This window comes from Lipingzhangella rawalii, assembly GCF_031628175.1.
In the GTDB taxonomy this organism is placed as follows: Bacteria; Actinomycetota; Actinomycetes; order Streptosporangiales; family Streptosporangiaceae; genus Lipingzhangella_A; species Lipingzhangella_A rawalii.
In genome coordinates this window covers 1-8,565 of sequence record NZ_JAVLVT010000023.1, presented here as the reverse complement: position 1 = coordinate 8,565, position 8,565 = coordinate 1, and the positions used below count along the sequence as shown (strand labels likewise).

The following is an 8,565-nucleotide window of genomic DNA, read 5'->3' as shown; positions in this document are numbered from 1 at the left end:
GCACTCCAGTTGTAGTTCCGTTTTGTCATGGTTCCTGGAGTTCCTGTCTTCGGTAGTGGTATTGGTGGGCTATCGCTTGGTGGGAGCGTCTGACCTGACTCGTGCCATTTTTGTCGGGTTAGTGGGTTGTGCTGGTGTTCGTGCTGGTGGGGTGGGGTTCGTGGGTGTGGGGTGACACACTAATCGGCCGGTAGGGTCGGGCGGGTGGCGTTCGTGCGCAAGGTCCGGACGGCTTCGGGCGCGACGGCGGTGCAGATCGCCGAGCGTCGCCAGGGGCGGGATCGGGTGATCGAGCACCTGGGGTCGGCGCATACCGACGCTGAGTTGGCTGCGCTGGTGGAGGCCGCTCGGCGTAAGCTGCATCCCGGTCAGGGCAAGCTGGATCTGTCCGGCGGGCAGGTCGAGCCCGGCCGGGCGGTGATCACCTCGAAGTCCAGCGCGCTGTTGTGGCAGGTGTTGACCGGTGCTTATGCGCGGCTGGGTTTCGACGTGGTCGCCGACGAGTCGTTCCGGCAGCTGGTGTTGGCGCGGATCGTGGAGCCGACCAGCAAGGCCGACTCGCTGCGGGTGCTGGAGGAGATCGGGGTCGAGCGCGCCTCGCTGCGGACCATGTTCCGTGCCCTGGCCGGCTGTCAGGAGCGTGCCTACCGCGACCGGATCGCCGCCGCCTGCTTCGCCCACGCCGCGCGTGAGGATGATTTGTCGCTTGTGCTGTACGACGTGACGACCTTGTACTTCGAGGCCGATGCCGAAGACGAGCTGCGCAAGGTGGGCTACTCCAAGGAGCGGCGCGTGGATCCGCAGGTCGTGGTCGGGCTGCTGGTGGACAGGGACGGCTTCCCGCTGGAGATCGGCTGCTTTGAGGGCAACACGGCCGAGACCGCCACCCTCATCCCGCTCATCCGCCGCTTCCAGGCCCGCCACGGCCTGGCCGACCTGGTGGTAGTCGCCGACGCGAGCATAGTCTCAACCGCCAACCTGCGCGAGCTGGACGAGGCCGGCCTGCGCTTCATCGTCGGGTCGCGTGTCACCAAAGCGCCCGTCGACCTGGCCTCCCACTTCCGGTGGCACGGGGACGCGTTCACCGACGGCCAGGTCATCGACACCATCACCCCACGCACCGCCACAGCCGCCGCACGCAGCGAGAACAACCCCGCCCACCGCGCCGAGCCGGTATGGGACCCCGACCGGCACCCCCGGTCATGGCGGGCCGTGTGGACCTACTCGCGCAAACGCGCCGTGCGCGACGCCAAGACCCTCACCGCCCAGGAGAACCGCGCCCGCGCCGTCATCGCGGGCGAGAAGGCCGCACGCACACCGAGGTTCGTCAAGACCGGCAGCGGTGCGCCGACCCTGGACCAAGCCGCCCTGGCCCGCGCCCGGCGCCTGGTCGGGCTGAAGGGATACCTCACCAACATCCCGGTCACCCTGATGCCCGCCGAGGAGGTCATCGCCTCCTACCACGACCTCTGGAACGTGGAGGCCTCGTTCCGGATGAGCACGACCGATCGCGGGCACGCCCCATGTTCCACCACACCCGCGAGGCGATCGAAGCCCACCTCACCATCGTGGTCACCGCCCTGGCCGTGACCCGCCACCTGCAACACGCCACCGGCATGAGCATCAAGAAGATCATTCAGGCCCTACGGCCACTCCAGCAGATCAACGTCACCATCGCCGGCCACACCCACACCGCCGCCGACCCCCTCACCGACACCGCCCGCCACATCCTCACCACCACCCACACCCCATGGCCGACACACTAAAACGGCACGACTCGGGTCTGAACAGCGACCATTCCAGCACGTGCTCGGTAACAGAAGCCCCGGGGAACACGGCGTTGAGCAGGTGCGTGATCTCGGTGCAGGTAAACGCGATCACGCCGTCCTCGTGCGGGCTCTGGCGGGCCTCGATCGCGGCGTATACCGCGAGGAAGGCGTAGGCGAGCATCGCGAACAGGCTCCACCGGTGCCACGAGGTCCAGGTGCGGACCTGGTGCTCGTCCAACCCGGCCAGACTCGTGGCCTGCTGGAAGCTCTCCTCGAGCGCCCACCGGCGTCCGGTCACGGCGACCAGCCGCGTCATTGGCACCGCCTCGGGCGCGTAGCATCGGTAGAACGCCAGTTCACCGGTGGTTCGGTGACGCCCCCGAGTTTGGTCAATTGCGTTAGTGCCTGAGCTGGTCAGCTCTGCAGGGCGTTCTCGATACGCCCGGCGGTGCCGGTGTACTGGCGTTGGACGCCGACCGTCTCCGTGTCTTTCTTCAGGTCGCCGGTCTCGTCCAGGATCAGGACCGCGTCGTCGTCGCCCAGGTGGGTGCGGGCATAGTCGCGCAGGTCGGCGACCAGATCTGATTCGTCCATGTGGGCATGGGAGAGCAGGTGCTGGAAGCGGTAGGGGTCGGGGTGGCCGGCGTGTTCGGACAGGGTCCAGCAGTTCTTGCGCGGGAGTGGAGCGAGCAGTCCGCGCAGCAGGTCATGGGCGGTGTTTCGGGTCTCGGGTCGGGCCATGCGGCCAGAGATCGCGGCGATCAGGTCGTTCAGCCGGTGCGGCCAGCGCTGGGCGGCTACGCTGGTGATCGCGGCCACCGCCGGTTTTTTCGTTGTCTTCACACCCATCGATGATCGGACGGTGGCCGTTCGTGTGTCCGACGCTTCCCAAGATCAAGGGATCCTTGTGCTGCCATCTCCGGCAATTGACTCCAGGCCAGGACAAACCAGAACTACAACTGGAGCACTAAAGCCTTTGGCGAGTCAGGACTTAACAAGATCCCAAACTCAGAAAACTCCATCGGCGATAACCGATACATCGGCGTTGACCTAATAACGCCGTTCCGGATGCCACAGGGAAGCGAGCTCCTGGGGTGACAATTAGAATTTTACACAAACACCAACAAGATTCGCTATGTAATTGAACGGGCAATCGCGAACTTCCAAACGTGGCGATGCATGCTCATAGACTATCGGAGACCACTTCGCGCATAAGCCACTGCCTTTCATGCAGTCCGAGCACTCCACTTCTTCAAACTAAGTTTTGCATAAGCCTCCACATTTCATTCGTTAGTATAAGCGGAATGAAAATGCCTATTACGAGGCGCAAACAGGGCACCGGATAGTGAAGCAAACATAGCGAGAATAATGAAATACATCTCGCTTCCAATTGCTCCTACGAGCACACCTCCTAGGGAAGCCCCGACAGGCATGGCTCCCCATGATATCCATCGATAGGTAGCATTCACCCTATTGAGCAGTTCGGGGGGCACGGTGGTCTGACGATAAGTGACGCTGACGACATTCCACAGCATGATGACCGCGCCGTATCCGAACAATCCTACGGCGACCAGCCACACGTTTCCCACCGAAATGAGAACGATGAATACACCGAGAAAAGGGACGCTTGCTTGCAACGTAAGGCGCTCTCCAATACGCATCGCGAATACATGAGAAGAGAATCCCATTATAATTCCTCCAGCCGCTCCGGATGCGAAAAGGAATCCGTACTCTGTAGTCGAGAGTCCCAGTGGCCCTGGCTCCACCGCAAATAGAGGGAGGGTAGCGATAATCCCCGCAAAAGCAAAATTACTTACTCCAGCCTGCAGGGAAATCCGCAGCACATCGGCACGCTTTGCGATATATCGAATTCCGGCTATAAAACTCGCAAAAACGGGCTCCCGTATTCTCTCGGCTTGTTCGCCCACTCCTGCGTGCGAGTTGATCCCTCGCATCGTGGCGGCAAGCAGGACCGCCGATATAAGGAACGAGATGCTGATGAGGCCGAGGCTCCCGGATACACCGAGTGCCACTAGGTAACCGGCGGCCGGAGGCCCGAGAAGCTGCACCGTGCCCAACTGGACAAGCTGGAAACGCCCGTTTGCACGAGCGAGACCCGTCGGACCAACGATCCTAGGAACCACCGCCTGAGCTGGTATATCTACCGCAACGGATCCCGCCCCCACCACGAAAACGCACAATATGAACAACCAAATATTCATAATTTCTGCTAGCGAAAGGAGAACGAGAATTAGCGTCAGAAAGACACGCGTCAACTCGCCCGCCCACATGATGCCAAGGGGAGTCCGTCGATCGGCAATTCCACCTATGAATAAAGCTAGAAACGGCCAGGGAAGCCAAACCATCGCCGCGGCTATTCCAACCGCTTCCGGGCTATGGGTGATCGTAATGGCCAGCAATGGGACAATCACTTTAAATGTCCCATCAGCGAGGCCAGAAAAGAATGCCGACCCAAGAAATAATGAGAATATATTCCCATTTTCTTTGGTGGAATTATTTGAGGTCACTGGATATTTATTTCTAATGCAAGTAACGCCGAAATTGTGGGGTCATCATAATGCAGAAATGGAATCTTGTCATATTTCTAGCTGGCTTGTATCGAAATCTTCCTTCTTAATTAATCCTGGAGGTTCATCGGAATCCAAATTCGGACATGCATCCCCTCATGAATCCGATTCTCCGCTTTTTGTGTAAGCATTCAGCGAGTTGGACATTCTTGACTGGAAGTCGATTCAGGAGAAAATGCTCAAAAATCAAATTCAGAAACCATTCAGTTTAGTGTTCCATTGACATGCCCCACCCTCGTTTCCAGGACCAAGATCTTCCAACACAAACTCAGGATGGTTCAGCGCTCTACACGAACATTCCGCATGGTTCGTGGACTCTCGCTAGTGGAATGACGGAAACCGGCTAGCTGTGCCAGGATGTAGGTACTCTTTCTGGTCGGGCGTCAGGTGGTCGATACCAACATCGAGGGTGGCTAGTTCCAGGCGGGCGGCCTCGGCGTCAATGGTGGCCGGGACGTCCAGCACACAAGGTGACATGTCAGCGTGGTGCTGAGCCAGCCATTCGACAGTGAGTGCTTTCACGGACAACGACATGTCCATCACCTCGGGTGGGTTCCCTTCCCCCGCGCCGAGGTTGACTAGGTATCCCTCGGAAAGCAGGAAAACACGACGCCCGTTGTCCAGGACGTATTCGTCAGTCTGCGGACAAACCCCAAAGTTGACCTCCACTGAGAGATCCGCCAACACTCCAGAATGGATCTCCACATCGAAGTGGCCGGAATTAGCAAGTACCGCGCCATTCTTCATCCGCGCGATGTGCTCGGCACGGATGACATCGCGGTTTCCTGTGACCGTGACGAACACGTCACCTATAGCGGCCGCCTCGGCCATGGGTAACACGGTGTATCCCTGTAGCACCGCATCGAGTGCTCTGGCCGGATCCACCTCCGTTACAACAACTCGTGTCCCCATACCGCGGAACCGTTCAGCCAAACCGCGTCCGCACATACCAAAACCGGCCACTACCACGACACACCCGGCCAGCATGGATCCGGTGGCGCGCATGATCCCGTCGACGGTGGATTGACCGGTGCCGAACCGGTTGTCCATCATCTGCTTCGTGTAGCTCTCGCTGACCGCAACCATGGGAAGCTTCAGTATCCCTTCGGTGCACATCCCGCGCAGTCGGGTGACGCCGGCCGTGGTCTGCTCACAGCCGCCCACGATAGTGTCCAGCAGCTCGGGCCGCTCCAGATGGACAATGTTCACCAGGTCACAGCCATCATCGAGGAGCAAGTGCGGATCGCTGTCCAGGACTGTGGTTAGGTTGTGTTCGTAGCTCATCGCATCCGGGCCCGCCCATGCGTTCATCGCCACTCCGTACTCCTCGACAAGCGCGGCAGCGGTATCCTCTTGGGTGAGGAGGGGGTTGGAGGAAGCCAGAGCGAGCTCCGCACCTCCAGCGTGCAGGGTCCGGAGAGCGTTGGCCGTCTCGGCGGTTACCGGCATGCACACAGCGATTCGCAGCTCCTCCAGTGGGCGTTCCACAGCGAAACGTTCACGGACCCGGCGTAACGCCGGCATGTTGCGCTCGACTGAATCTATGCGCTGGGCTCCTGCCTGAACCAGATCGCGATTCACGACGTCATGTGACATCCCGCATATGTTCAATTCTTCCATGATGAATCAATGTCGCCGGTGGAGCAGAGCATCCCTCGCGCGAGAATCGGCCACGGCGATCCCTTGTGTCTGTGTTTCCATTGCGGTCGTGCGCAGCCAGACGTTCGCGATACTAGGCTGGGGGCTCCGCACCATCGGTGGCGGTGCGGAGCCCCCAGCCCTAGACGTACTACTACCGCATGTCCGCGAGATCCGACTTAGTAGCGGTAGTGGTCCAGCTTGTACGGACCGTCAACGTCCACCCCAATGTACTCAGCCTGCTCCTTTGTGAGCCGGGTAAGCTCTACCCCAAGCGCATCGAGGTGTAGGCGTGCCACCTTCTCATCGAGGTGCTTGGGCAGCATGTACACGTCTTTACCGTAATTCACGGCTTTGGTGAACAGCTCGATCTGCGCCAGCGTCTGATTAGTGAAGCTGTTTGACATGACGAAGCTCGGGTGTCCCGTGGCGTTGCCCAGGTTCATCAGGCGTCCCTCGGACAGAACCAGCACCGCATGCCCGTCCGGGAATGTCCACTCGTGCACCTGTGGTTTGATCTCATTCTTGACAATGCCCGGAATCCTCGCCAATCCAGCCATGTCGATCTCGTTGTCGAAGTGGCCGACGTTGCATACAACGGCATTATGTTTCATCTGCGCCATGTGGTCGGCCATGATGATATTGAAGTTGCCAGTCGTGGTGATGAAAACGTCGGCTGAGGCGAGCACCCTCTCCAGGGCGACCACCTCCAATCCGTCCATCGCTGCCTGCAGTGCACAGATCGGGTCAATCTCGGTGACGAGGACACGTGCCCCCTGGCCTCGAAGTGCTTCCGCAGACCCCTTGCCAACATCCCCGTAGCCGCACACAACGGCGGTCTTTCCACCCAGCATCGTGTCAGTCGCCCGGTTAATCCCGTCGGGTAGGGAGTGCCGGATCCCGTACTTGTTGTCGAACTTCGACTTCGTTACCGAGTCGTTCACGTTGATCGCCGGGAAGAGTAGGGCATCCTCCCTAGCAAGTTGGTAAAGGCGCTTGACTCCGTTCGTGGTCTCCTCTGAGACACCGCGGATATCCTTCGCCATATTGGTGAAGCGCTGGGGATCCTGAGACATACTCGTCGCGATGGTGCGCAGCAGGAGCTGGTAATCCTCGGGGTCGTCATCCTCGGGCTGCGGGACGCCGCCGGCTCCCTCGAATTCAACCCCCTTGTGGACGAGCAAGGTTGCGTCGCCGCCGTCGTCGAGGAGCATCGTTGGGCCCTTGCCTCCACTGAACTGGAACAACTGGTCGGTGCACCACCAGTAATCCTCGAGAGACTCACCCTTCCAGGCGAACACTGAACTTCCCTGCGGCCGATCCACCGTTCCCTGGCCAACGACGACAGCGGCTGCTGCCTCATCCTGGGTGGAGAAGATGTTGCAGCTAACCCAGCGGACTTCGGCGCCCAACTCCACCAATGTCTCGATGAGCACGGCGGTCTGCACGGTCATGTGCAGTGAGCCCGCGACACGGGCGCCCTTCAGCGGCTTCGACTCGGCGAACTCACGTCGGACGGACATCAGCCCGGGCATCTCGTGCTCGGCCAACCGGATTTGCGTGCGACCAGCCTCTGCCAGAGATAGGTCGGCGACGGCGAAGTCCAGGCCATTGAGCTTCTCAAGCTTGGTACTCATGACTCTCCTTTTCGTTCTCCACTATCGGGATGCGTAAATATGCCACATCCTGCGGTTCGGGTGACCTGGCCACCACTCCATATCAGTCGAGCACATTCCTTCGCTGGAAATGATTACGAAAGATGTTCAGTGCAGATTCCTTGACACCTGAGCTCCCGGACCATGTTTATCGATTCCGAAGAATGAACGTCCGCAGTCCGTTCTTGTAGGGACAGTGCGGTCACGCGGACTAGCCGAAAATCCGCCCTGAACAAGGAAGCCGACATTGAGACCTGACTCGCTTGAGCAAGAAATGCCCTTGATCTCGAAAAAATTTCACAATCTGCGTGTCCAGCGGGAATCGTGAACGACAGACAAGAGGAATTACCCATGCAAATACGAATCTCAGATGAAAGCCAAGGTCACCCTCCTAAAGGAGGCGCCCTTTCATCCTGCACCCATAATCGAGCGTGGCGGACATCGTCCGTTGCAGCGCCTCTCGACTATGGCAGCGCCGACCGAGTCGACACTGAACCTACAAACCTAGGTAGTTGAACTATTACAGTTGATCTTGACACGTGTCAACCGCACTACAGTCCTATCCTCAGAGCTGGCCAATCCTGGCCAGACAGCCAGGCCGATACTATCGAGATATCCATATGAACTAAAGGCGTGAGCAGGCGATTTACTGTGAAAGCTGGGAGGATCCAAGATCATTTTTGCTACCTGCCCGACCATAGTGTCCTGAGTCGTTAGCACGACAGCCGTAGTTCGTTGTGTTGAAGGCTGTCTCTCCTCTTCGGTGTGGTGGATGATGATGTGGCGGTGGAGGACGTCTCGGTGTGGAAGGCGGGGCTGGAGGATGCGTTCGCACTGGTAGCGGGAGTGTTCGGCCGTGTGGAGGCCCGACGTCGGGCGCAGTCACATCTGGTGGGGCTGCTGGCGTCGGTGGAG

4 protein-coding genes and 2 pseudogenes are annotated in these 8,565 nt (G+C 59.5%); 1 reads left to right on the top strand and 5 read right to left on the bottom strand.

Translation table 11 applies throughout. The features are described from left to right. The first annotated feature begins 204 nt into the window (after positions 1-204). A pseudogene (locus RIF23_RS20485) lies at positions 205-1,766 on the top strand (IS1634 family transposase). Here the strand turns inward: RIF23_RS20485 and RIF23_RS20480 are convergent. The 5 genes and pseudogenes from RIF23_RS20480 to ahcY all read right to left on the bottom strand — a co-directional run bounded on the left by RIF23_RS20480 (position 1,732) and on the right by ahcY (position 7,632). Further along, a complete protein-coding gene (locus RIF23_RS20480) occupies positions 1,732-2,085 on the bottom strand; it encodes a hypothetical protein (RefSeq protein ID WP_310914272.1) in 354 nt (117 codons plus the stop codon). The pseudogene RIF23_RS20485 and the gene RIF23_RS20480 sit on opposite strands and share 35 nt — an antisense overlap. A 113-nt stretch (positions 2,086-2,198) precedes the next feature. After that, positions 2,199-2,510, bottom strand: a pseudogene (locus RIF23_RS20475) (transposase); the annotation flags it as partial. A 542-nt stretch (positions 2,511-3,052) separates the two neighbouring features. Next, positions 3,053-4,297 (bottom strand): MFS transporter, encoded by a 1,245-nt coding sequence (locus RIF23_RS20470; RefSeq protein ID WP_310914269.1) that lies wholly within the window; start codon positions 4,295-4,297, stop codon positions 3,053-3,055. Between the two features lie 381 nt (positions 4,298-4,678). Further along, positions 4,679-5,953 (bottom strand): adenosylhomocysteinase, encoded by a 1,275-nt coding sequence (locus tag RIF23_RS20465; RefSeq protein ID WP_407659524.1) that lies wholly within the window; start codon positions 5,951-5,953, stop codon positions 4,679-4,681. A gap of 221 nt (positions 5,954-6,174) precedes the next feature. After that, the gene (gene ahcY / locus RIF23_RS20460; protein WP_310914266.1) at positions 6,175-7,632 is read right to left on the bottom strand and encodes an adenosylhomocysteinase; all 1,458 of its coding nucleotides are present in this window, start codon (positions 7,630-7,632) and stop codon (positions 6,175-6,177) included. Between the last annotated feature and the right edge of the window lie 933 nt (positions 7,633-8,565).

Excerpts from the sequence above, each read along its gene's own strand:
- RIF23_RS20465 (WP_407659524.1), bottom strand. The coding sequence starts at position 5,953 with ATGTCACATGACGTCGTGAATCGCGATCTGGTTCAGGCAGGAGCCCAG.
- RIF23_RS20480 (WP_310914272.1), bottom strand. The coding sequence starts at position 2,085 with ATGACGCGGCTGGTCGCCGTGACCGGACGCCGGTGGGCGCTCGAGGAG.
- ahcY (WP_310914266.1), bottom strand. The coding sequence starts at position 7,632 with ATGAGTACCAAGCTTGAGAAGCTCAATGGCCTGGACTTCGCCGTCGCC.